The following is a 22,849-nucleotide window of genomic DNA, read 5'->3' as shown; positions in this document are numbered from 1 at the left end:
GAGCTGGCGAGCTACGCGTCGCGCCCCGGCGCGGCCGGGCGCGGCGCGGCGGGCATGACGCCGAGGTTGCCGAGGAGGATCCCGCGGTCGCCGGGCCCGACCCGTGCGAAGCAGAGCCAGCCCGCGCCACCCTCGGCGAAGAGGTCGAAGCTCACGCTCGAGGTCGCGTTGGCGCTGTAGTCGAGGGCGTAGATCGCGCACGCGCGTTCGGCGGCCGCGCGGGCGACGCCGTAGGCCGAGAGCACGAGCGGCGCCAGCATGCCGGCGAGCGCGATCAGCACCACGATGCGCAGCGCGCGGCGGCGACGGTCGGTGCGGACCGGGCGGTCGTCGCGCCGGTCGCCGTCGTCGAAGAGCTCGGGATGCGAATCGCTCACCCCGCCGATCCTTCCACGAGCACCGATGCGATGCCGGCGACGCTCGCGAGCACGGTCGCCGCGGCCACGCCCGGGAGCGCCCAGCGCGGGGGCGTGATCGTGAGCTCGTCGCCGGAGAGCTGCGCGCGACGAGCGGCGCCGATCGCGACCGCCCCGCCGGCGGCCGCGAACAGCAGCGCGCCGATCGCGACGAGCGACGGCTCGCCGAGCAGCAGCCCGGCGCGCAGCGAGAGCAGCGCGTTCACCGCGATCGCCAGCGACGTGCGACCCCAGGCGAGCGCGGTCCGCTCGGGCTGGAGTCCGGGGTCGCCGGTCGCTGGGATGCGGTACGCGGTCACGGCGACGCCCTCACGAGACGATCAGCACGATCGTCAGCACGGCGGCGGTGGCGAGGCTCGTCGCTGCGAGCACGGGGAGCGCCCAGCCGTAGGGGAGGGGTCGCCCGTGTCGCATCGCGATCTCGTTCGCCCGCCACCGCGTGTACGCGATCACGCTGAGCGCGGTGGAGACGACGCCGAGGCCCACCGCCACGAGGACCAGCACGATGCGCGGCTCGAGCGCGGTCGCGAACTGGTGCAGCAGCACGCCGCCCGCGATCAGGGCGAGGGCGGTGCGGATCCAGGCGAGGAACGTGCGCTCGTTCGCGAGCGTGAACCGGTAGTCGGGGTCGCGCCCCTCCTGCTGCCACGATCGTCTCGCCACCATGCGCCCGCGCCCCCTCGCGCTCGATGCCCCTTCGCGCTCAGTGCGACGAGGGCGTGGTCTCGATCTCGGAGCGGTCGCCCGACCACAGCGTGTGGAAGACGCCGGGCCGGTCGGCGCGCCGGTAGGTGTGCGCGCCGAAGAAGTCGCGCTGTCCCTGCACGAGCGCGGCCGGAAGCCGGTCGGCGCGCAGTCCGTCGTAGTAGGCGAGCGAGGACGAGAACGCGGGCGTGGGGATGCCGGCGCCGGCGGCGACCTGCACCACGCGACGCCAGCTCTCCTGCGTGCCGGCGACGGCCTCGCGGAAGTACGGCGCGGTGACGAGCGCGACGAGCCCCGGGTCGTCGCCGTAGGCCTCGGCGATGCGGTTCAGGAACCGGGCGCGGATGATGCAGCCGGCGCGCCAGATCTTCGCGATGTCGCCCTTCTTCACGTCCCAGCCGAACTGCTCGGCCCCGGCGACGATCTCGTCGAAGCCCTGCGAGTAGGCGATGATCTTCGACGCGTACAGGGCACGGCGCACGTCCTCCACGAACGCGTCGGCGTCCTCCGGCGCGACCGTCCACTCGGCCGACGGGCCGGGCAGGTCGGCCGCGGCGTCGCGCTGCGCACGCCTGGACGAGAGGCTCCGAGCGAAGACGGCCTCGGCGATGCCCGAGACGGGCACGCCCAGGTCGAGGGCGTTCTGCACCGTCCAGGCGCCGGTTCCCTTGGCGCCGGCCTCGTCGAGGATGACGTCGACCAGGGGCCGGCCGGTCGCGGCATCCGTCTGTCGCAGGACCTCGGCCGTGATCTCGATGAGGTAGCTCTCGAGCTCGCCCGTGTTCCACTCGCCGAAGATGTCGGCGATCTCGGCCGGGCTCTTGCCGGTGCCCTGGCGGATGAGGTCGTAGGCCTCGGCGATGAGCTGCATGTCGGCGTACTCGATGCCGTTGTGCACCATCTTGACGAAGTGGCCCGCGCCGTCGGTGCCGACATGGGTGACGCACGGCTCGCCCTCGGCGACCGCGGCGATCGAGGCGAGGATCGGGCCGAGCGTCTCGTACGACTCGGCCGAGCCGCCGGGCATGATCGACGGGCCGTTGAGCGCGCCCTCCTCGCCGCCGGAGATGCCCGCGCCGACGAAGTGGATGCCGGTCGGCTTGATCTCGGCCTCGCGGCGGATGGTGTCGTGGAAGTTCGCGTTGCCGCCGTCGACGATGATGTCGCCCGGCTCGAAGCGCTCGACGAGTTCGGAGATCACCGCGTCGGTGCCCTTGCCTGCCTGCACCATGATGATCGCGGTTCGGGGCTTCGCGAGCGAGGCGACGAACTCGTCGTAGCTCGCGCTGTCGACGAAGCCGGCCTCGGGGTGCTCGGTGACGAGGGTCCGGGTGCGCTCGGGGGAGCGATTGAAGACCGCGACCGTGTTGCCCTCGCGGCTCGCGAGGTTGCGGGCCAGGTTGGAGCCCATCACGGCGAGGCCGACGACTCCGATGTTGGCGGTTGCGGTGGTGGTGCTCTCGGGCATGCGCATGCTCCTGCTCGTGGGGGTACCGGCACCACGCTAGCAAGGTGGGTGCCACTCAAGAATCAGACGTCAACCAGTATGGCAGCGAATAAGTCTGATTTAAGAACCGGATGCCGCGGTGTGACGCCCGTGACGCCACATCCGGCATCACGATGCGGGCAGCGCCCGGGGCGCCTCGCGCCAGATGCGCTCGACGTCATCGGCGGTGCGGCCGAGCACGCGGAGCATGGCCTCCCGGGCGGCATCCGCTCGACCCGCGAGGATCGCGTCGGCCACGTCGACGTGCCACTGCATCGCGTCCTCGCTGGGGCGCGTCGGCATCAACCCGCTCGACGTGCGGCCGCGCAGCACCTCGCCGACCGCGTCGCCCAGCGCAGCGAACATCTCGTTTCCCGACGCGCGCAGCACGGTGCGGTGGAACTCCACGTCGAGCTCGAGGAACCGCGCGGCGTCGCCCGCGCGCCCGGCCGAGCGCATTCCCGCCGCGATGCCCATGAGTGCGGCGCCGAGCTCGGCAGGGGCGAAGCGAGCCGCCAGCTCCGCGGCGAGCGGCTCGACCGCCGTACGCAGCTCGGTCAACGAACGCAGTTGGGCGCCCTTCTGCTCCGAGGCGAGTCGCCAGCGGATCACCGACGGGTCGAACAGGTTCCACGAGCTCATCGGCAGCACGCGGATGCCGACGCGCTTCACGCTCTCGACGAGTCCGAGCGACTGCGCGACCCGCACCGCCTCGCGCACGACCGATCGCGACACCTCGAGGTCTTCCTCGAGCGACTCGGTGCGCAGCACCGAGCCCGATGCCAGCTCGCCGGAGACGATCCGCGTGCCCAGGTGCTCGACGGCCAGGTCGTGCAGGCGGGAGCTCATGCGTCGAGGATATCGGCGCGGAATGCCCGACCCGCGGGATCCGGTAGACTGGGCGATTGAACTTCGGCGAGGGATGCCGCCGGAGCCGGGCTCGCCCGGGCGCGGCATCCGTTATCGACGCGGTGGAACGAGACTCACGGCTGTTCCTCACGCTGGCTGCGACCGCGCAGTCCCGGGCGTTCGAGTTGACATCAGAAACCCCCACTCTGGGCCGCGAGCCCGCAAGGAGCCATCACCATGGACGAAGACAACAAGATCGTCGCCGAACTGCGCGAGTCGTTCGGCAAGGGCGCGGCGCGCAAGATCCGCGCCACCCACAAGATCCCCGCCGTGCTCTACGGCCACGGCACCGACCCCAGGCACCTCACGCTGCCCGGCCACGAGGTCTCGCTGCTGATCCGCAAGGCCAATGCCGTGCTCGACCTGCAGATCGAGGGCAAGAGCCAGCTCGCGCTCGTCAAGGACGTGCAGAAGGACCCGGTGCGCCAGCTCATCGAGCACATCGACCTCGTCGTCATCAAGCGCGGCGAGAAGGTCCAGGTCGAGGTGCCCGTGCACGTCGAGGGCGAGCCGGCCTCCGGCACCATCGCCGACCTCGACGCGCACACCCTGCTGCTCGAGGTCGAGGCGACCCACATCCCCGAGAACGTCACCGTCTCGGTCGAGGGCCTCGACGAGGGCACGCAGCTGCTCGCGAAGGACATCGAGCTGCCCAAGGGCGCCACGCTCATCAGCGACGAGGACGTGCTCGTGGTGAACGTGCACGTGCCGCAGAAGGTCGACCTGGGCGAGGAGGCCGCGGAGGCCGCCGAGGGCGAGGCCGCCGAGGGCGAGGCCGAGGCTGCCGCCGAGGGCGCCGAGGGCGAGTCGGCCGAGTAGCCGACCGCACCCCGACGATTCGTCGAGAGGGCCTGCGGGGCCGCATCCGGGTACGCTCGGAACGCGGGCCGCAGGCCCTCCGCCGTTCCCACCCACCCCTGCTCCGGAGGCATCCGTGAACCTGCTCTCCCGCCTCCTGCATCGCCGGAAGGAACCCGTCGTGTCCGACAACACCTGGCTCGTGGTCGGCCTCGGCAACCCCGGCACGCAGTACGCCGCCAACCGCCACAACGTCGGCCAGATGGTCGCCGACGAGCTCGCCGCGCGCATCGGCGCGACGTTCAAGAGCCACAAGACGCCGTCGCGCGTGGCCGAGGGGTTCCTCGGGCCGGGCCGGCCGAAGCTCGTGCTCGCCAAGCCCAACAGCTATATGAACACCTCGGGCGGGCCCGTCTCGGCGCTGCTGAAGTTCTACTCGCTCGGGGTCGACCGGCTCATCGTGGTGCACGACGAGCTCGACCTCCCGTTCGACACCGTGCGGCTCAAGCGCGGCGGCGGGCACGGCGGCCACAACGGGCTGCGCGACATCCAGAAGGCCGCCGGATCACCCGAGTTCACGCGCGTGCGCGTCGGCATCGGCCGCCCGCCCGGTCGCATGGATGCCGCGGACTACGTGCTGCGCGACTTCGCCGGCCCCGAGCGCGAGGCGCTTCCGAACCTGCTGTCGGATGCCGCGGACGCCGTCGAGACGATCGTCTCCGACGGGCTCGTCGCCGCGCAGCAGCGGTTCCACTCGCCGGCGTAGCCGCCGCCGCGTCGCGGGTCTCGCCGTCAGATCAGGCCGCGAAGGAATTCCTCGGGCGAGACGCCCGCGGCGCGCGCACGCTCGACCAGTCGCGTGTGCTCCTCGGTCGTGAGCTCGAGCGAGAGCGCGGTCCAGTCGGCGGTCGGATCGTCGAAGTCGAACAGCGCGGCGTCGTCGGCGGGTGCGCCGTCGTCGACGGCGCGGTCGCGTGCGATGTCGACGGCCGGCTCGTCGGGCGCCGGCGACACGAGCGCGTCGACCGCGGGCTCGCAGGCCCCGGACCAGCCGGGACCGGCCGGGACGTCGCCGCCGCCCTTCTGGTAGGCGAGGGCCACCGCGCGCGCCCGCTCGTCGGCCGCCTCGTTCATCGGGTGCCCGCTGTGGCCGCGCACCCACTCGAACCGGTACCGCCGCCCGCGCAGTGCGTCGTCGAGCGACTGCATGAGCTCGAGGTTCAGCACGGGGGAGCCGTCGGCCTTGCGCCAGCCCTTGCGCTTCCAGTTCGGCATCCACTTGGTGAGCGCGTTGATCACGTACTGGCTGTCGCACTGCACCAGGAGTTCCTCGTCGAGGTGCGCGGTCGCGCGGAGCAGCTCGAGCACCGCGGTGAGCTCGCCCTGGTTGTTCGTGCCGTGCGGCCAGCCGCCCGCGGCCCAGCATCCGTCGTCGACGTACCAGCACCAGCCGGCCGGGCCGGGGTTGCCGAGTGCGGATCCGTCGGCGGCGGCGATGATCACGGTGGTGCCTCCTCGTGCTCGCGGGGTCGTCGCGGCGTCGCCATGCTATCCGGCGGCGCCGACGGCGGAGGTCGCAGGGCGGGCTCGACGGGCGCGCTGTCAGCGGGCGCGCGTAGACTGCTCCGGTGATCCTGCAGGGCTTGAACACGGCGCTCTCGCGCGCCTCCACGATCGAACGAGCCCTCGCCGAGGCCGAGCGCAACGCAGACTTCTCGGCGCCCGCCGGCCTCGACGCGCCGCTGCTCGCCGGGCTGCTCCGGCGCCGCGCCGAGGCCGGTCGCGCGCCCGCGCTCTTCGTCGTCACCGCGACCAGCCGCGAGGGCGAGGCACTGCGCGCGTCGCTCGAGCCGTACCTCGACGACGCCGAGGTGCTCGAGTTCCCGGCGTGGGAGACCCTGCCGCACGAGCGGCTCAGCCCGTCGGCAGAGACCGTCGGGCGGCGCCTGCAGGCGCTGCGTCGACTCCGCACGTGGGAGGCCGAGGGGGCGCGGCATCCGCTCGTCGTCGTCGCGTCGGTGCGAGCGGCACTGCAGCCCGTGGCCGACAACCTCGGCGACCTCGCGCCGATCGTGCTCGCCACCGGCGCACGCGGCCACGACCTCTCGCAGATCTCGCTGCGGCTCGTCGACCTCGCCTACTCGCGGGTCGACATGGTCTCGCGGCGCGGCGAGTTCGCGGTTCGCGGCGGCATCCTCGACGTGTTCCCGCCGACGGCCGACCACCCTGTGCGCGTCGACTTCTTCGGCGACGAAGTCGAAGAGCTGCGGGCGTTCTCGGTCGCCGACCAGCGGTCGCTGCCCGAGAAGGTCGAGCGCGTCGAGCTGCCGCCGAGCCGCGAGCTGCTGCTCACCGAGCCCGTCCGCCAGCGAGCGCGCGAGATGGTGCACGAGTTCCCGAACCTCGCCGGCATCCTCGAGAAGGTCGCCGAGGGCATCCCCGTCGAGGGTATGGAATCGCTCGCGCCGGCGCTGCTCGACCGGCTCGTGCCCGTCACGTCGTACCTGCCGGCCGGGGCCGCGGTCGCCGTCGTCGCGCCCGAGCGCGTCGCGTCGCGCGCGGTCAGCCTCGCCGAGACGAACCGCGAGTTCCTCGCCGCCGCCTGGAACGCCGCGACCGCCGGCGCAGCCGCGCCCATCGATCTCGAGGCCGGCGACTTCCTCACCGTGCGCGCGCTGCGCGAGTCTGCGCTGTTCAGCGCGCCCGGCGAGCCCGACACGCAGCGCGTGTGGTGGACCTTCTCGAGCTTCGACCAGGGCGACGCCGCCGAGGCCATCGGCGAGACCGCCGGCGTGGCGGATGCCGCGTACGTGCGAGTCGCCGCGTCGAGCGTGCCGAGCTTCCAGGGCAATGTCGAAGGCGCGGTCGCGCACGTCGGCGAGCGCCTTCGCGACGGCTGGAGCCTCGTCGTCGCCGCGGCCGGGCACGGGCTCGTCGAGCGCGCCCGCGACGTGCTCGCCGAGCACGGGCTGGCCGGCCGTCTCGTCGACGAGGTGCCGGCCGAGCTCGAGCCCGGCGTGGCGTTCCTCGTGCAGGCGCAGGCGTCCGCGGGGTTCGAGGTGCCCGAGGCGAAGCTGGGGCTCGTCGCCGAGGCCGAGTTCTACGGCCGATCGGCCGGGTACGACACGCGGCAGGGAAAGAAGCTCGCGAGCCGCCGGCGCAACGTCGTCGACCCGCTGCAGCTGAAGCCGGGCGACCACGTCGTGCACGCCACGCACGGCATCGGGCGCTTCGTCGAGCTCGTGCAGCGCGAGGTCGCCGGGGCGCGGCCGACCGGGCCGAGCCGCACCGCCGGCATCAAGGCGCCGCCGAAGACCATCCGCGAGTACGTCGTGCTCGAGTACGCGCCGTCCAAGCGCGGGCAGGCGGGCGATCGGCTGTACGTGCCCATGGACCAGCTCGACCTCCTCTCCCGGTACGTCGGCGGCGAGGCGCCGTCGCTGTCGAAGATGGGCGGCAGCGACTGGGCGCAGGCGAAGAGCCGGGCACGCCGGGCCGTGCGCGACATCGCGGTCGAGCTCGTCAAGCTCTACTCCGCGCGCATGGCCGCCAAGGGCCACGCGTTCGGACCGGACACCCCGTGGCAGCACGAGCTCGAAGAGGCGTTCCCGTACGCCGAGACCCCCGACCAGCTGCAGACCATCGACGAGGTCAAGGCCGACATGGAGCGGCCCATTCCCATGGACCGACTGCTCGCCGGGGACGTGGGCTTCGGCAAGACCGAGGTCGCCGTGCGCGCCGCGTTCAAGGCCGTCCAGGAGGGCAAGCAGGTCGCGATGCTCGTCCCGACGACCCTGCTCGTCAAGCAGCACCTCGAGACGTTCGCCGAGCGGTACGCCGGGTTCCCCGTGCACGTCCGGGCGCTCAGCCGGTTCCAGACCGACAAGGAGGTCCGGGAGACCGTCGCGGGCCTCGCCGACGGAACCGTCGACATGGTGATCGGCACCCACCGCATCCTCACCGAGAAGGTGAGGTTCAAGGACCTGGGCCTCCTCGTCATCGACGAGGAGCAGCGCTTCGGCGTCGAGCACAAAGACCAGCTGAAGAAGCTCAAGACCAACGTCGACATCCTCGCCATGAGCGCGACGCCCATCCCGCGCACGCTCGAGATGGCGGTGACCGGGATCCGCGAGATGTCGACGCTCGCGACGCCGCCCGAGGACCGGCATCCGATCCTGACCTACGTCGGGCCCTACTCCGACCAGCAGGTCGCCGCCGCCATCCGGCGCGAGATGCTGCGGGAGGGCCAGGTCTTCTTCGTGCACAACCGCGTGTCCTCGATCAACCGCGTCGCGGCGCAGCTCGCCGAGCTCGTGCCCGAGGCACGGATCGCCGTCGCGCACGGCCAGCTCAACGAGCACGTGCTCGAGCAGATCGTCGTCGACTTCTGGGAGCGCCGCTTCGACGTGCTCGTCTCGACGACGATCATCGAGACCGGTCTCGACATCACCAACGCGAACACGATCATCATCGACCGCGCCGACAAGTACGGCCTCAGCCAGCTCCACCAGCTGCGCGGCCGGGTCGGCCGCGGCCGCGAGCGCGCGTATGCGTACTTCCTGTACGACCCGGCGAAGCCCCTGTCCGAGACCGCGCACGACCGGCTCGAGACCATCGCGGCGAACAACGAGCTCGGCAGCGGCACGCAGGTCGCGCTGAAGGACCTCGAGATCCGCGGCGCGGGCAACCTCCTCGGCGCCGAGCAGGCCGGGCACATCGCCGGCGTCGGCTTCGACCTCTACCTGCGCATGATCGGCGAGGCCGTGAACGCGTTCCGCGGCGAGGTCGCCGAGGGGCAGACGGAGCTGCGGCTCGAGCTGCCGGTCGACGCGCACATCCCCGAGGACTACGTCGACAGCGAGCGACTGCGTCTCGAGGCATACCAGAAGCTGTCGGCCGCGAGCGGTCCGGCCGCGAAGGACGGCCAGATCGACCTCGTCGTCGAGGAACTCGTCGACCGGTACGGCGAGCCGCCCGAGGCGGTCGAGCACCTCGTCGCGATCTCCCGCCTGCGCCGCACGGCGCAGCTCGCGGGCCTCTCCGACGTGATCGCGACCGGGTCCAAGCTGCGCATCGCCCCGGCGAGACTGCCCGACTCGCGCCGCGTACGGCTCGAGCGCATGTACCCGGGCGCGAAGCTGTTCCCGCAGAACGACGTGATCCTCGTGCCGTTCCCGACGCCCGGCGGCGAAGCGCCGGGCGACGCCGACCTGATCGCGTGGGTGTCGAACCTCATCGACGTGATCTTCCCGGCCGAGCAGCCGGCCGATGCGGGCGCCGCGGCTGCCGCGTCGGCGGGCTGACGGAGCGGGCCGGGCGTCGGGTGCGACGGATGCCGCGGCATCCGCTGCCAGACGGCGCGTGCGCGGTGGACCGCGACGTCAGCGCGAGAGCGCGCCGCCGACGCCCTCGGCCTCGCCCAGCCTGCGGTAGTGCCGCGAGCGCATCGTGACGAGGACGGCCGAGACGACCATCGCGGCGCCCGAGCCGAGGAGCACCGCCACGGTGCCCTGGTCGATCACCTCGGGATACTCGCGGAACGCCAGCTCGTTCATGAGCAGCGACACCGTGAAGCCGATGCCGGCGAGCGCGCCGACCGTGAGGATGTCGGCCCAGGTCAGCGGCGTGAGGCCCTTGCGCCGCCCGACGAACCAGGTGGCGATGCCGCCGACGATCGTGACGCCCACGATCTTGCCGACCGGGAGTCCGACGAGGATGCCCCAGAAGGCCGGGTCGAGCTCGCTCGGGCGCACCTGCGGGATCGCGACGAGCGCCGCCGAGAATGCGAACAGGGGCAGGATCACGCCGTTCGACCAGGGCTCGAGCTCGTGGAGGGCCCGCCCGGCGGGCCGGCGCGACATGACCAGGCCGAGCATCACGCCCGCGATCGTGGCGTGCACGCCCGAGAGGTACACGAAGCTCCACGTCAAGACGCCCAGCACGACGAGGGTGACGATGACCGGCCACTGCGCCCGGCGTGAGAGCACGTACGGCGAACGCGGTCGCAGCAGCCGGCTCGTCATGCCGAACAGCGTCACCGTGATCGCCGCGAAGCCGATCCACGTGAGGTCGGCGTCTGCAGTGAAGAAGAACGCGATGAGCAGGATCGCGATGAGGTCGTCGAGCACGGCCAGCGCGAGCAGGAACACCCGCACGCGTGTCGGGATGAACCGGCCGAACATCGCGAGCACGCCGAGCGCGAAGGCGATGTCGGTCGCGGTGGGGATCGGCCAGCCGTCGGCGGTGGGGGCCGTTCCCGCGAACGCGAGGAACACCAGCGCGGGCACGATGACGCCGCCGAGGGCCGCGATCGCCGGGAGCGCCGCCTTCGACATGCTGTTGAGCTCGCCGATGACGAGCTCGCGACGCAGCTCGACCGCGACGATGAAGAAGAAGATCGCGAGCAGTCCGTCGCTGATCCAGTGGCCGACCGAGAGCTTCAGCGGGGTGAACGGCACCTGCAGGTACGCGTGCTTCAGGTCGACGAGGGCGGAGCCGAAGGCGAGGTTCGCCAGGAGCAGGCCGAGCACGGCGGCGGACAGCAGGAGCGTCGCGGACACGCGCTCGGAGCGGAGGAAGTTCATGGCACCTCTGGGGGAGACGAGCGCGACCGGCCGAAGGCGCGCAGGGACGTGAACGACGCATCGCGTCGGCCGACCAGACTTCCCGGCACTCCTGGGTGTGGAGTCTACCGGCCCGCGATTACGCTCGCTGGGAGGAGCCGCACCGCGCGGACGGGAAGGTGACGACGGATGACGCAGGCACCCGTGCCCGGCGACGGGTTGCTCGAGCTCGTCGCGATGGTCGGCCGGCTCCGCGGACCGGGCGGCTGCCCGTGGGACGCCGACCAGACCCACGAGTCGCTCGTGCAGTACCTCGTCGAGGAGTGCTGGGAGCTCATCGACGCGATCGAGTCCGGCTCGCGCGAGGAGATGATCGAGGAGCTCGGCGACGTGCTCTACCAGGTGCTGTTCCACGCCGACCTCGCCGCTCACACCCCGGGCGAGGACTACGACATCGACGACGTCGCCCGGCACATGACGGCGAAGATGGTGGCGCGGCATCCGCACGTCTTCGGCGACCGCGAGGCCGAGACCGCCGCCGACGTGGTCGCCTTCTGGGACGAGCTGAAGGCCGGCGAGAAGCCCCACCGCACGAGCGTGCTCGACGGCGTGCCGCAGGGCATGCCCGCGCTCGCGCTCGCGCAGAAGCTGCTCGGCAAGGCCGAGAAGGTCGGCGTGACCCGCGAGACGACGGATGCCGCGCACGCGCCCGCCACCGAGGACGAGCTCGGTGACGTGCTGCTCGCGCTCGTGGCATCCGCTCGCGAACAGGGGCTCGACGCCGAACGCGCGCTGCGGCACGCCGTGCGCGGGCTGCAGGACGACGTCCGCGCTGCCGAGGCGGCGTCAACCCGCTGACCACCGAGGCGTCGCGGGCGTACCCTGCGGCCATGACCATCCAACGGGCCCGGCTCACGGAGTTCCTCGGACGCTACGGGGCGGCACTCGCCGCATTCGATGCGCGCGCGAGCGCGGCGCTGTGGGGCGAGCCGCGCGCCATCCTCTCGGACGGGTTCGCCGGCGCGCTCGGCAGCGACGACGAGCTCGTCGTCGCGCTCGAGTCCTCGTATCCGCTGTACCGCGCGCTCGGGCTCGCCGGCGTCGAGCACGAACTGCTCGAGGAGGCGCCCATCACCGACCGCATCACGCGGGTGCGCGTGCGCTGGCACTTCCTCGACGAGTCGCGCGATCGGATGAGCCGCAGCGACTACGAGTACTACGTCGTCGAGGGCGACGACGGCGAGCTGCGAGTGCGGTTCGCGGTGGGGATCGACGACGCCGAGCAGCTCGCCGACCTCGCGAAACGCAAGGGCGTCGACCTGGGCGGGTGACCGGCGCGGGTGCGGCCGGTTCGGGCCGCGGCATCCGCTGCTGGAAGAATGGGGCGCATGGCCCAGACCGTGACGCCCCCGCGCGGCATGCGCGACTTCCTGCCCGCCGAGAAGGCCCGCCGCGAGCACGCGCTCTCGGTGATCCGCGGGGTGTACGCGGCACACGGGTTCGACGAGATCGAGACCCCGGTCATGGAGGACTCGTCGCGGCTGCACGCCGGCCTCGGCGGCGACAACGAGAAGCTCGCGTTCGCGGTCATGAAGCGCGGGCTCACGCCCGACGACCTCGCGGCGGCGGCCGAGTCGGGCGACGCGCTCTCGCTCGCCGACCTGGGCCTGCGCTACGACCTCACAGTGCCGCTCGCGCGGTTCTACGCGACCCACCGCGCGGCACTGCCCCCGGTGTTCCGCGCCATCCAGATCGCGCCCGTCTGGCGCGCCGAGCGCCCGCAGAAGGGCCGTTACCGCCAGTTCGTGCAGTGCGACATCGACATCATCGGCGACGCCGGCCCGCTGGCCGAGCTCGAGCTGCTCACCGCGACCGTCGCCGCGCTCGACGCGCTCGGCCTCGAGGGATGCCGCATCCGGTTGAACGACCGCCGGATCCTCGCCGGCATCCTCGGCTCGTGGGGCGTGCCCGACGACCTGCGCGAGCGCGCGCTCATCACGATCGACAAGCTCGACAAGATCGGCCCCGACGGCGTGTCCGCCGAACTCGCGACGCTCGGCATCGACCGCCCCGGCGTCGCCGACGAGCTGCGCCAGCTCGCCAACGCGGACTGGCACCTCGGCGATCGCGGGTCGTCGCGGGCCGAGCCAGGTGTGCCGCCCGCCTGGCTCGACCTCGAGGCGTTCCACGACCTGGTCGCGCTCCGCGACGCCCTGCCCGGCACGCCCGTCGACTTCGACCCGACGCTCGTGCGCGGCATGGGCTACTACACGGGCACGATCTTCGAGATCGCGCACCCCGACCACGGCTACTCGCTCGGCGGCGGCGGACGCTACGACCACATGATCGGGCGCTTCCTCGGCCACGAGGTGCCCGCGTGCGGGTTCTCGATCGGGTTCGAGCGCATCGTCGACCTGCTCGCTGTGGGCGACGAGGGCCAGCCGCGCTCGGTCGTGCTCGTCCACGACCGCGATGTCGCGCCGGGCGAGCTGCTCACGCTCAAGCACGAGCTCGTGGCATCCGGCATGCGCGTGCGCTTCGAGCGGCGCGTGAAGAACCTGCGCGCGCTGCTCGACCGCGTGACCGCCGACGGCTTCGACGCGTGGGCGCCCGTCACGGCCGAGACGACGGATGCCGCGTCGCTCGAGTTCCGCGACCTCGCCGCCTGACCGCGGCTCGCGTGGCCCTGAGCGCCGGACCGCGTGCGGCGACATACGCGAGGCGGGCTCGGGACGAGGGTCCTAGACTGTCGTGCGGGCCACGACGGAGTCGTCCACGCACACCCCCATCACAGAGGAGTTCACTGTGGCATTCATCGAAGCTGTCGGCGCACGCGAGATCCTGGATTCGCGCGGCAACCCCACCGTCGAGGTCGAGGTCCTGCTCGACGACGGCACGGTCTCGCGGGCCGCGGTGCCCTCGGGCGCATCGACCGGCGCGTTCGAGGCGTACGAGCTGCGCGACGGCGACAAGGACCGCTACCTCGGCAAGGGCGTGCAGAAGGCCGTCGACGCCGTGCTCGACGAGCTCGGCCCGGCCATCGAGGACCTCGACGCCAGCGACCAGCGCGTCATCGACGCCACCCTCATCGAGGCCGACGGCAGCGACAACAAGGGTCGCCTCGGCGCGAACGCCATCCTGGGCGTGAGCCTCGCCGTCGCGAAGGCCGCGGCCGACTCGGCCGACCTGCCGCTGTTCCGCTACCTCGGCGGGCCCAACGCCCACGTCCTCCCCGTGCCGATGATGAACATCATCAACGGCGGCGCGCACGCCGACACGGGCGTCGACATCCAGGAGTTCATGATCCTGCCCGTCGGGGCCGACACGTACTCCGAGGGCCTCCGCTGGGGCGTCGAGACGTACCACGCGCTGAAGAGCCTGCTCAAGTCGAAGGGCCTCTCGACCGGCCTCGGCGACGAGGGCGGCTTCGCACCCGACCTTGCGAACAACCGCGCGGCGCTCGACCTGATCGCCGAGGCGATCGGCGCGGCCGGCTTCACGCTCGGCACCGACATCGCGCTCGGCCTCGACGTCGCCGCGACCGAGTTCTTCGAGAACGGCGTCTACCGCTTCGAGGGCCAGGACCGCACCGCGGCCGACATGAACGCGTACTACGCCGAGCTCGCCGCCGCGTACCCGCTCATCTCGATCGAGGACGCGCTCGCCGAGGACGACTGGGACGGCTGGACCGAGCTCACGTCCTCGCTCGGCACCAGGGTGCAGCTGGTGGGCGACGACCTGTTCGTGACCAACCCGAAGCGCCTGGCAGACGGCATCGCCCGTCAGGTCGGCAACTCGATCCTGGTCAAGGTCAACCAGATCGGCACGCTCACCGAGACCCTCGACGCGGTCACGATGGCGCAGCGCGCGGGCTACACCGCCGTGCTCTCGCACCGCTCCGGCGAGACCGAGGACACGACCATCGCCGACCTGGCCGTCGCGACCGACTGCGGCCAGATCAAGACGGGCGCGCCCGCCCGGTCCGAGCGGGTCGCCAAGTACAATCAGCTCCTGAGGATCGAAGAAGAGCTCGGCGAGGCCGCGGTGTACGCGGGCCGCACGGCATTCCCGCGCTTCACGGCGTAGCACGTCCGAGAGACGACCAGACGGGAGCGGCCAGGCGGCCGCTCCCGTCGGTCGTACCCGGGCCCGAGAGGAGGGGCGACGATGAACGCTGCACGCCGCCCGACCCCTCCGAAGGGCAAGGCGCCCGCCGCCGGCAAGACCGGCTCCGCGAAGGGCACCGGTGCGAAGGCCGACGCCGCGAAGTCCGCCCGAACGAAGGCCCCGGCGAAGCCCGGCACGAAGGCCGCCTCGAAGCCGCCCACGGCGAAGCCGGGCTCCAGCAGGCCCGCGCGGCCCATCGCGAAGGCCGGCGGAGCCGGCACGGCCGGCACGCGCCAGTCCATCCGGCAGGTGAGCTCCGACTGGCTGGCCGGCATCCGCTTCTCCGGATTCTCGATCATCATGATGGGCGTGCTGGTGCTCGCCGTCGTGGTGCTCGCGCCGAGCATCGCCGCGTACGCCGAGCAGCGCCAGCAGATCGCCGAGCTCAAGGCCGAAGTCGCACTCCAGGAGGCAGAGGTCGCCCGGCTCACCGAGCAGCGCGAGCGGTGGAACGACGAGACGTACATCGTCACGCAGGCCCGAGAGCGCCTGTACTACGTGCTCCCGGGCGAAGTCAGCTACCTCGTCATCGACGACCGCTCGCCCGAGGCGCTCGCGAACGCCGACCGCACGGTGTCTCGCGAGGTCACCGAGCAGCGCGGCGACTGGATGCAGACGATGCTGCGCTCGGTCATGACCGCGGGGCTCGCGCCGGCGCCGTCCGACGCTCCCGCCGAACCGGCCCCCGCCGACCCGGCGCCGAGCGAGCCGACGTCGACCGGAACCGACCAGCCCGCCGACGAGGGGACCCGATGACCCGCCCGCCGTTCCCCCCGGTGTCCGACCGCGACCTGCGGATCGTCTCGGCGCAGCTCGGCCGCCCGGCCCGCGACGTCGTCGGCATCGCGGCGCGCTGCGTGTGCGGTGCGCCGACCGTCGTGTCGACCGCGCCCCGGCTCTCCGACGGCACCCCGTTCCCGACGTTCTACTACCTCACCCACCCGGTCGCGACGGCGTCGATGTCGTTCCTCGAGGCCGCCCAGCTCATGGTCGAGTTCACCGAGCTGCTCGACCGCGACGCCGAGGTCGCCGCCGCGTATCGCGCGGCGCACGAGCAGTACCTCGCCGACCGCGAGCAGTACGGCGCAGTCGTCGAGATCGCCGGCGTCTCCGCGGGCGGCATGCCGACCCGCGTGAAGTGCCTGCACGCGCTCGCGGGGCATGCGCTCGCCGCGGGCCCGGGCGTGAACCCGATCGGCGACCTCGCGCTCGAGCGTTCCAGCTGGTCGCCCGACGTGTGCCGGTGCCCCGACTACGGCCTCGACGACGCGGATGACGCGGGGCGGGCACCATGACCCGACCGCTGACTGCCCGGACCGCCGGCCGCCGGCGCCGTACCGCGTGGCGGGCCGGTCTCACGGTCGTGCTCGCCGCGGCGCTCGCGGTCACCGGCACCAGCCCTGCGAACGCGGACACCGTGCGCGACCTCCAGTACTGGCTCGCGGACTACGGCTACACGCAGGCGTGGACGATGTCTCGTGGGGAGGGCGTGAAGGTCGCGATCATCGACACCGGGGTGAACGGCGACATCGCCGAGCTCCGCGGTGTCGTGGTCGGCGGCACCGATGCCTCGGCCATCGGCTCGCCCGACGGCCAGACGCCCGTCGGCGAGGAGAGCGAGCACGGCACGATGGTCGCGTCGCTGCTGGCCGGCCGCGGCACCGGCGAGGGCAACGGCGTGATCGGGGTCGCGCCCGAGGCCGACCTGCTCACGGCATCCGTCGCCTTCGGCCAGGACTCGGGATCGCCGTACACGAACGACGAGCAGATCGCCGAGGCCGTGCGCTGGGCGGTCGACAACGGCGCCGACGTGATCAACATGTCGCTGACGCGGAACACGCGGGACTGGCCCGAGAGCTGGGACGACGCCTTCCTCTACGCGTTCGAGAACGACGTGGTCGTCGTCGCCGCGGCCGGCAATCGCGGTTCGGGCACGAGCGAGGTCGGCGCGCCCGCGACGATCCCGGGCGTGCTCACGGTCGCGGGCGTCGACCGCGACCAGAACGCGAGCTTCGACGCGAGCTCGCAGGGCATCACGATCGCGGTCGCGGCGCCGAGCGAGGACCTCGTCGGCGTGCTTCCCGACGGCGGATACGTGCAGTGGTCAGGCACGTCCGCGGCGGCGCCGCTCGTGTCGGGCCTCGTCGCGCTCGTGCGTGCCGAGTATCCCGAGCTGGATGCCGCGAACGTCATCAACCGCGTCATCCGCACCGCCGACCCGAAGGGCGAGGAGGCGCCGAGCCCCCTGTACGGCTACGGCATCATCGATCCCGTCGCGGCGCTCACCGCGGAGGTGGCGGCGGTCGAGGCGAACCCGCTCGGCAGCCTCGAGGACTGGATCCGCGTGCACCGGCGCGCCGACCTGCCCGAGGAGGACACGGCGGACGGCCAGGACGCGGAGGAGATCGTGCCCATCGCCGACCCGCCACCGCCGCGTTCGGAGAGCGCGAAGACGCTGCTGCCGACGCCGTGGACGCTCGCCTATATCACGGTGCCGCTCTCGCTGGTCGCCGGATTTGGTACGCTAGCAGCGCTGTTGGGCATCGGCGCCACTCGGCACATCAGGCGGACTGAGCGCATCCGCGCCCAGTGATCGCACTCACCAGATAACCAAGGAGTCCATTCACCGTGCCCAAGATTCTGATCGTCGGTGGCGGCTACGCAGGCTTCTACACGGCATGGAAGCTCGAGAAGTGGCTGCGACCCGGCGAGGCCGAGGTGACGGTCGTCGACCCGCTTCCCTACATGACGTACCAGCCGTTCCTGCCCGAGGTCGCCGCCGGCTCGATCGAGCCGCGCCACTCGGTCGTCGCGCTGCGCCGTCACCTGAAGAAGACCACCGTCGTCACCGCCAAGGTCACCGGTATCGACCACGCGTCGAAGACTGCGACGATCACCCCCGAGGCCGGCGAGCCGTGGCAGTTCGACTACGACGTCGTCGTGGTCACCGGCGGCGCCGTGTCGCGCACGTTCCCGATCCCTGGCGTCGCCGACCAGGCGATCGGGCTCAAGACCATCGAGGAGGCCGTCGCCATCCGCGACCGCGTCCTCACCAACTTCGACAAGGCCGCGAACCTCCCGGCCGGTCCCGAGCGCGACCGCCTGCTCACGTTCGTGGTGGTCGGCGGCGGCTTCGCGGGCATCGAGGTCTTCGCCGAGCTGCGGTCCTTCGCGAGCTCGCTGCTGAAGTTCTACCCCCAGCTGAAGTTCGACGACACGCACTTCCACCTCATCGAGGCGATGGGCCGAATCATGCCCGAGGTGTCGCTGCCGACCAGCCACTGGGTCATCAAGCACCTCGCCCAGCGCGGCGCCGAGATCCACCTCGACACGCAGCTCACGAGCGCGGTCGACGGGCGGATCGAGCTGTCGACCGGAGAGACCTTCGAGTCCGACCTCATCGTCTGGACCGCCGGCGTCATGGCGAACCCGCAGATCGTGCGCACGAGCGACCTGCCGGTCGAGGAGCGAGGTCGCATCATGGCGCGCGCCGACCTCCGCGTGGGCGACGAGGACGACATCGTGCCCGACGCGTGGGCCGCCGGCGACATCGCCGCGGTGCCCGACCTCACTGGCGGCGGCGTGGGCGGCTACTGCGTCCCGAACGCGCAGCACGCCGTGCGGCAGGGCAAGCTGCTCGCGAAGAACATCGTCGCGGTGCTCCGCGGCGAGGAGCCCGAGCAGTACATCCACAAGAACCTCGGCGCCGTCGCGGGCCTCGGCATCGGTTCGGGCGCGTTCCAGTCCGGCAAGATCGCCCTCACGGGTCTCCTCGCGTGGTTCGCCCACCGCGGCTACCACGGCCTCGCGATGCCGACGTGGGAGCGCAAGTTCCGCGTGTTCTGGGGCTGGTGGAACAACTTCTGGCTCGGCCGCGACATCGTCTCGCTCGCCGCGGTGCAGCAGCCCCGCGCCGTGTTCGAGCAGTTCGCCGCCCGCCCGAAGCCGGCCGCCGACGTCGCCCCGGCGGCGCCCGCCAAGGCCGTGGAGTCCGGTGACGCGGCGAAGGCCGCCAGGAAGGCGCCCGCGAAGGCCGTCGCGGCGAAGTAGTCGCCCTATGCTGTGACGCGGTGCCGGCCGAACCGGCCGGCACCGCGCTCCCGTAGCCCAATCGGCAGAGGCAGGCGACTTAAACTCGCCTCAGTCTGGGTTCGAATCCCAGCGGGAGCACCGACAAGGCGGCCCGGTCAGGTCAGGCGATCGAGTCGCCGCAGGATCAGTCCTTCGCGCAGCGCCCACGGCGACACCTCCAGCGTCTTCGCTTTGAACGCGCGCATGGTCTCCGAGAGGACGATCCCGCCCGCGACGATCTGGAAGGTGCGGTCTTCCGTGATGCCGGGGAGCGCCGGTCGCGCATCCGCGGGGATCCGTGCGAGGCGGGGGATCCAGTCGTCGAGGTGTGAGAGCTTCAGGATGCTGCGCTCCTCCGAGCCCACGCCTTCCTCGGTACTGCCCGCGAGCTTGGCGAGCGAGCGGATCGTCTTCGACGAGCCGACCACGTGATCCGACTCCGGGATGCCGCCGAACTCCTCGACGGTCGCCTCGAGCAGTTCCCGTGCGTGCTCGCGGAGCCGCTTGACCTGCTTCTCGCTCGGCGGGTCGTCGGAGAGGAATCGGATCGTCGACCGGCCGGCGCCCAGCGGCACGGAGCTCGCGACATCCGGGATCTCGTCGCCGCCGTGCGCGATCTCGAGCGAGCCGCCGCCGATGTCGAAGAGCAGCACGCGACCGGCCGACCAGCCGTACCAGCGGCGCACCGCGAGGAAGGTGATGCGAGCCTCGTCGGCGCCGCTCAGCACGTCGAGACGGATGCCCGCGGCCTCCTCGGCGCGCTGCAGCACCTCGGCGCCGTTCGTGGCCTCCCGGATGGCCGAGGTCGCGAACGCCAGCATCTCGTCGATGCCCGATTTCCGGGCGACGTTCGCGGCCTCGGTCACGGCCGTGACGATCGCGTCGACGCCCTCCTCGCTGATCGAGCCGTCGTCGTCGAGGTACCGCATGAGGCGCAGGACCGACTTGTTCGACGCGGCCGGGATCGGTCTCGCGCCCGGATGCGCGTCGACGACGAGCAGGTGCACGGTGTTGGAACCGACGTCGAGAACCCCGAGGCGCATGGTGCGAGCGTAGTGCGTGCTGGCGCCCCGCGCGCCCCGCATGCATACTGTGCCCCGTGACCGCTCCCGATCTCGACCTCGGCGCCGGCGCCCACGACGGCGCGGAGGCGGCGACGTGGACCGACCCCCCGCGGCACTGGCAGGGCCTCACCGTGGCGACCGCGCACCTCGACGCGCCCGTCGCGACGCTGCACCTCGGCGCGCTGCGCCACAACGTGCGCGACCTCGTCCGGCGCGCGGGGGGCACGCCGATCCGGGTCGCGTCGAAGTCGCTCCGGGTGCGCGGGGTCGTCGAGGCGCTGCAGCGGATGCCGGGGTACCGGGGCGTGCTCGCCTACACGCTCGGCGAGGCGCTGTGGCTCGTCGGCGCGGGCTCGGTCGACGACGCCGTCGTCGGCTACCCGACGGCGGATCGCGGCGGCATCCGCCGGCTCGGCACCGACCCGGACGCGGCCGCGAAGGTGACGCTCATGATCGATTCGGTCGACCAGCTCGACCTCGTCGACGCGGTGCTGCCGCCCGGACGGCGCGAGGTCGTGCGGGTCTGCCTGGAGCTCGACGGGTCGTGGCGGGCGCCCGTGCTCGGTCACGTCGGGGTTCGCCGATCCCCGGTGCACGACCCCGCCACGGCGGGCCGGTTGGCCGCCGTGATCGCGTCGCGCGCGGGCTTCCGCCTGGTCGGGGTGATGGCGTACGAGGCGCAGATCGCCGGGATCGCCGACCGCCCGGCCGGGCACCCGGTCACCGGTGCCGCGACGCGCTGGATGAAGTCGCGCTCGATGCCCGAGCTCGTCGATCGACGCGGACGGGCGGTCGCGGTCGTGCGCGAGCACGCCGAGCTCGAGTTCGTCAACGGCGGCGGCACCGGTTCGATCGAGGCGACGGCCGCCGATCCGAGCGTGACCGAGGTCGCGGCCGGCTCCGGCCTCTTCGCGGGCCACTTCTTCGACGGGTACGCTGCGTTCACCCCCGCACCCGCGGCGGCGTTCGCGCTCGACGTGGTGCGGTCGCCGAGCCCCGACCACGCGACCCTGCTCGGCGGGGGATGGGTCGCGTCCGGTCCTCCAGGCGCGGACCGGCTCCCGCGCATCGCGTGGCCGGACGGGCTCCGGATGCTGCCGCGCGAGGCCGCGGGCGAGGTGCAGACGCCCATGACCGGTCCGGCCGCCGGGCGGCTCCGAGCAGGCGATCGGGTGTGGCTGCGTCACGCGAAGTCGGGCGAGCTGTCCGAGCACGTGGCCGAGTTCGCGCTCGTCGACGGCGACCGTGTGGTCGGCGAGCTGCCGACCTACCGCGGCGAGGGCAAGGCGTTCCTGTGACCGCGACCGGCGCGGTGTGGCGCAACTGGGCGCGCACCGAGGCGGTGCGGCCGATGCGCGTCGAGCGGCCCGCGGACGCGGGTGCGGTGCAGCGCGCGGTGCAGGCCGCCGCGACGTCCGGCCTGCGGGTCAAGCCCGTCGGATCAGGGCACAGCTTCACCGGCATCGCCGTCGCGCCCGACGTGCAGCTCGACCTCGCCGACCTGTCGGGCGTGATCGAGGCGGATGCCGCGACCGGCCGAGTCACGCTCGGAGCGGGCACCCCGCTGCATCGCCTGCCGCGACTGCTCGCCCCGTACGGGCTGGCGATGGCGAACATGGGCGACATCGACCGGCAGACGATCGCGGGTGCGCTCTCCACGGGCACCCACGGCACCGGGCTCGCCTTCGGCGGGCTCGCCACCCAGGTCGTCGCCGCGACGCTCGTCACCGGCGCCGGCGAACTGCTCCGCGTGAGCGAGACCGAGCGGCCCGACCTGCTGCCCGCGGTGCGGCTCGGGCTCGGGGCGCTCGGCGTGCTGGTCGACGTCACCCTTCAGCTGGTGCCGCGCTTCCTGCTGCACGCGGCGGAGCGACGTGAACCGCTCGGCGACGTGCTCGACGACTGGACGACGCGCGCGCGCGACGCCGATCACTTCGAGTTCTACTGGTTCCCGCACACCGACGCGGCGCTCACGAAGACGAACACCCGGCTCCCCGGCGACGCGACGCGGAAGCCGCTCGGCCGTGTCGCCCGCTGGATCGACGACGAACTGCTCGCCAACGGCGTGTATCGCGGGATCTGCGCACTCGGCCGCGCCGCGCCATCCGTCACGCCGTTCTTCGCACGCCGGATCGCAGCGCTCACCGGCGACCGCGATTTCGCCGATCTCTCGCCGGCCGTCTTCACGACGCACCGCGCCGTGCGGTTCGCCGAGATGGAGTACGCGATCCCGCTCGAGGCGGTGCCGACGGCCCTCCGCGAGGTGCGTGCGCTCATCGAGCGGCGCGGCTGGCGGATCAGCTTCCCGGTCGAAGTGCGGGCCGCGGCATCCGACGACGTCTGGCTCTCGACGGCGTACGGGCGCGAGACGGGCTACGTCGCGGTGCACCGCTACTTCCGAGAGGACCCCCGAGCGTACTTCGACGGCGTCGAAGCGATCATGCGCGCGTACGACGGGCGGCCGCACTGGGGCAAGCTGCACACGCAGGATGCCGCGTCGCTGCGCGAGGTGCTCCCGAGGTTCGACGACTTCCTGCGGGTCCGCGACCAACTCGACCCCGACCGCAGGCTCGCGAATCCGTACCTCGAGCGGGTCCTCGGGGCCTGAGGCGAGCGGATGCCGCGGACGGCGCGCCCACCCGGGAACCGTCGCTTCACTCGGAGTCGCAT

General features: G+C 72.4%; 21 protein-coding genes and 1 tRNA gene. 14 read left to right on the top strand and 8 right to left on the bottom strand.

Going from position 1 to position 22,849, the window contains the following annotated elements:
- Nucleotides 1–11: 11 nt before the first annotated feature.
- From ACULK4_RS12415 to ACULK4_RS12395, 5 genes are all read right to left on the bottom strand, one after another.
- A complete protein-coding gene (locus ACULK4_RS12415) occupies nucleotides 12–377 on the bottom strand; it encodes a hypothetical protein (protein ID WP_445966935.1) in 366 nt (121 codons plus the stop codon).
- On the bottom strand, nucleotides 374–715 hold the full coding sequence (locus tag ACULK4_RS12410) for a DUF202 domain-containing protein (protein ID WP_445966936.1): 342 nt from the start codon (nucleotides 713–715) through the stop codon (nucleotides 374–376). Before ACULK4_RS12410 ends, ACULK4_RS12415 begins: the two co-directional genes overlap by 4 nt.
- Nucleotides 716–725: 10 nt before the next feature.
- Nucleotides 726–1,082 carry a YidH family protein gene (locus ACULK4_RS12405; RefSeq protein ID WP_445966937.1) on the bottom strand — a complete coding sequence of 119 codons (357 nt, stop codon included), beginning with the start codon at nucleotides 1,080–1,082 and terminating at the stop codon, nucleotides 726–728.
- A gap of 37 nt (nucleotides 1,083–1,119) precedes the next feature.
- Complete coding sequence (gnd, locus tag ACULK4_RS12400; RefSeq protein WP_445966938.1) at nucleotides 1,120–2,589, bottom strand: NADP-dependent phosphogluconate dehydrogenase; 1,470 nt, start codon at nucleotides 2,587–2,589, stop codon at nucleotides 1,120–1,122.
- A gap of 147 nt (nucleotides 2,590–2,736) precedes the next feature.
- Nucleotides 2,737–3,456: a FadR/GntR family transcriptional regulator gene (locus ACULK4_RS12395; RefSeq protein WP_445966939.1), complete on the bottom strand. Its 720-nt coding sequence runs from the start codon at nucleotides 3,454–3,456 to the stop codon at nucleotides 2,737–2,739.
- A 237-nt stretch (nucleotides 3,457–3,693) separates the two neighbouring features.
- Here ACULK4_RS12395 and ACULK4_RS12390 point away from each other — a divergent pair, with 237 nt between their 5' ends.
- The gene (locus ACULK4_RS12390; protein WP_445966940.1) at nucleotides 3,694–4,335 is read left to right on the top strand and encodes a 50S ribosomal protein L25/general stress protein Ctc; all 642 of its coding nucleotides are present in this window, start codon (nucleotides 3,694–3,696) and stop codon (nucleotides 4,333–4,335) included.
- A 160-nt stretch (nucleotides 4,336–4,495) separates the two neighbouring features.
- Nucleotides 4,496–5,080: an aminoacyl-tRNA hydrolase gene (gene pth, locus ACULK4_RS12385; protein ID WP_445966941.1), complete on the top strand. Its 585-nt coding sequence runs from the start codon at nucleotides 4,496–4,498 to the stop codon at nucleotides 5,078–5,080.
- A 26-nt stretch (nucleotides 5,081–5,106) separates the two neighbouring features.
- On the opposite strand, the gene ACULK4_RS12380 is transcribed toward pth, so the two are convergent.
- The gene (locus ACULK4_RS12380) at nucleotides 5,107–5,817 is read right to left on the bottom strand and encodes an RNase H family protein (RefSeq protein ID WP_445966942.1); all 711 of its coding nucleotides are present in this window, start codon (nucleotides 5,815–5,817) and stop codon (nucleotides 5,107–5,109) included.
- Between the two features lie 125 nt (nucleotides 5,818–5,942).
- Between ACULK4_RS12380 and mfd the strand changes: the two genes are divergently transcribed.
- Nucleotides 5,943–9,617: a transcription-repair coupling factor gene (mfd, locus tag ACULK4_RS12375; RefSeq protein WP_445966943.1), complete on the top strand. Its 3,675-nt coding sequence runs from the start codon at nucleotides 5,943–5,945 to the stop codon at nucleotides 9,615–9,617.
- Between the two features lie 78 nt (nucleotides 9,618–9,695).
- Here the strand turns inward: mfd and nhaA are convergent, their stop codons facing one another.
- Complete coding sequence (gene nhaA / locus ACULK4_RS12370) at nucleotides 9,696–10,898, bottom strand: Na+/H+ antiporter NhaA (RefSeq protein ID WP_445966944.1); 1,203 nt, start codon at nucleotides 10,896–10,898, stop codon at nucleotides 9,696–9,698.
- A gap of 168 nt (nucleotides 10,899–11,066) precedes the next feature.
- Between nhaA and ACULK4_RS12365 the strand changes: the two genes are divergently transcribed.
- The 9 genes from ACULK4_RS12365 to ACULK4_RS12325 all read left to right on the top strand — a co-directional run bounded on the left by ACULK4_RS12365 (nucleotide 11,067) and on the right by ACULK4_RS12325 (nucleotide 19,214).
- Nucleotides 11,067–11,735: a nucleoside triphosphate pyrophosphohydrolase gene (locus ACULK4_RS12365; RefSeq protein ID WP_445966945.1), complete on the top strand. Its 669-nt coding sequence runs from the start codon at nucleotides 11,067–11,069 to the stop codon at nucleotides 11,733–11,735.
- A gap of 32 nt (nucleotides 11,736–11,767) precedes the next feature.
- On the top strand, nucleotides 11,768–12,208 hold the full coding sequence (locus ACULK4_RS12360; protein ID WP_445966946.1) for a DUF6841 family protein: 441 nt from the start codon (nucleotides 11,768–11,770) through the stop codon (nucleotides 12,206–12,208).
- Nucleotides 12,209–12,265: 57 nt separating this feature from the next.
- Nucleotides 12,266–13,546, top strand: a complete 1,281-nt coding sequence (gene hisS, locus ACULK4_RS12355; protein ID WP_445966947.1) for a histidine--tRNA ligase — start codon at nucleotides 12,266–12,268, stop codon at nucleotides 13,544–13,546.
- Nucleotides 13,547–13,682: 136 nt separating this feature from the next.
- Complete coding sequence (gene eno / locus ACULK4_RS12350) at nucleotides 13,683–14,963, top strand: phosphopyruvate hydratase (protein WP_445966948.1); 1,281 nt, start codon at nucleotides 13,683–13,685, stop codon at nucleotides 14,961–14,963.
- An 81-nt stretch (nucleotides 14,964–15,044) separates the two neighbouring features.
- Entirely contained in the window at nucleotides 15,045–15,800 is a 756-nt protein-coding gene (locus ACULK4_RS12345) for an FtsB family cell division protein (protein WP_445966949.1), read from the top strand.
- Nucleotides 15,797–16,339 (top strand): DUF501 domain-containing protein, encoded by a 543-nt coding sequence (locus tag ACULK4_RS12340; protein WP_445966950.1) that lies wholly within the window; start codon nucleotides 15,797–15,799, stop codon nucleotides 16,337–16,339. Before ACULK4_RS12345 ends, ACULK4_RS12340 begins: the two co-directional genes overlap by 4 nt.
- Nucleotides 16,336–17,637 carry a S8 family serine peptidase gene (locus ACULK4_RS12335; protein WP_445966951.1) on the top strand — a complete coding sequence of 434 codons (1,302 nt, stop codon included), beginning with the start codon at nucleotides 16,336–16,338 and terminating at the stop codon, nucleotides 17,635–17,637. The genes ACULK4_RS12340 and ACULK4_RS12335 overlap by 4 nt, the downstream gene beginning before the upstream one ends.
- A 35-nt stretch (nucleotides 17,638–17,672) precedes the next feature.
- Complete coding sequence (locus ACULK4_RS12330; protein WP_445966952.1) at nucleotides 17,673–19,094, top strand: NAD(P)/FAD-dependent oxidoreductase; 1,422 nt, start codon at nucleotides 17,673–17,675, stop codon at nucleotides 19,092–19,094.
- 46 nt (nucleotides 19,095–19,140) lie between these two features.
- Nucleotides 19,141–19,214 (top strand) — tRNA-Leu (locus tag ACULK4_RS12325).
- 17 nt (nucleotides 19,215–19,231) lie between these two features.
- Here the strand turns inward: ACULK4_RS12325 and ACULK4_RS12320 are convergent.
- Nucleotides 19,232–20,158 (bottom strand): Ppx/GppA phosphatase family protein, encoded by a 927-nt coding sequence (locus ACULK4_RS12320; RefSeq protein ID WP_445964701.1) that lies wholly within the window; start codon nucleotides 20,156–20,158, stop codon nucleotides 19,232–19,234.
- Between the two features lie 56 nt (nucleotides 20,159–20,214).
- Here ACULK4_RS12320 and ACULK4_RS12315 point away from each other — a divergent pair, with 56 nt between their 5' ends.
- Nucleotides 20,215–21,477: an alanine racemase gene (locus tag ACULK4_RS12315; RefSeq protein ID WP_445964700.1), complete on the top strand. Its 1,263-nt coding sequence runs from the start codon at nucleotides 20,215–20,217 to the stop codon at nucleotides 21,475–21,477.
- A complete protein-coding gene (locus ACULK4_RS12310) occupies nucleotides 21,474–22,787 on the top strand; it encodes a D-arabinono-1,4-lactone oxidase (protein WP_445964699.1) in 1,314 nt (437 codons plus the stop codon). Before ACULK4_RS12315 ends, ACULK4_RS12310 begins: the two co-directional genes overlap by 4 nt.
- Nucleotides 22,788–22,849 lie beyond the last annotated feature (62 nt).

Source organism: Agromyces selenitireducens (assembly GCF_052748465.2).
Note: the sequence above shows the minus strand (reverse complement) of the source record. Positions and strands in the feature narration are given on the sequence as shown.